Origin of the sequence: Acinetobacter legionensis (genome assembly GCF_048551735.1) — a bacterium.
Taxonomy (GTDB): Bacteria; Pseudomonadota; Gammaproteobacteria; order Pseudomonadales; family Moraxellaceae; genus Acinetobacter.
In genome coordinates this window covers 1-755 of sequence record NZ_JBIMBV010000079.1, presented here as the reverse complement: position 1 = coordinate 755, position 755 = coordinate 1, and the positions used below count along the sequence as shown (strand labels likewise).

Genomic DNA, 755 nt, shown 5'->3' with positions numbered 1-755 from the left:
AGATGATCAATCTATTGCTGAAATCTTTGTACAAAAAATAGCCATACCCGCTAAAAACACGGCAGTAAGTGGACTTGAGACCCCCTTTTATAATATGGGGGTAGCGGATACGCAAAAAACATCTGAATCACAGGCTTTTCCACGTCACTTAGATAATTACAAGTTAATTTCTACCCCGAAGGGCGTTTTGCCAGTACTTCGCTGTACACCAGTAGAAAACAATATTGTAGGTCTTGACTGGGTAACCTTTAGTTTCTGTGTATCCACATTTGGTGATAAATACCTGCACTTAGAAAATGAACAAATAGACCTTGCTGTGGGTGATGCAATTGAAACATGGCTTGATCAATTACTTTTTGAAATGTTCGGTTTCTGCATTTCTGAAAAACGCAAGTGTGGCATACGTTTCGATAAGTATGGCTATGATCTACAAGACAATTTAGGCATGGTTCTTTACGGCAATAATAACAATCGTATACGTGTACAGATTAATGGTTCTGGTTGTGCTTTAGCTCGAAAAGGTTGGAATGAGCAACTTTATAAGTTCTTAAAAACTCAAGCAAAAAACCCTAAGTTAAATCGTGTCGATATAGCTTTTGATGATTTTGAAAGCGAATTTGTTTCTGTTCAGGCCTGTGACCAGTGGGATACCGATGGCGGATTCTTTAACGGTGGTCGTAATCCTGAAATTAACAAACTTGGTGATTGGAAACGTATAAACGGCAAAGGTTTAACCTTTACTGTTGGTAATCGTG

Annotated in this window: 1 pseudogene; it reads left to right on the top strand. The window is 38.4% G+C overall.

Annotated features, from left to right (window positions below):
- A pseudogene (locus ACG9ZL_RS21085) lies at positions 1–755 on the top strand (replication initiation factor domain-containing protein); the annotation flags it as partial.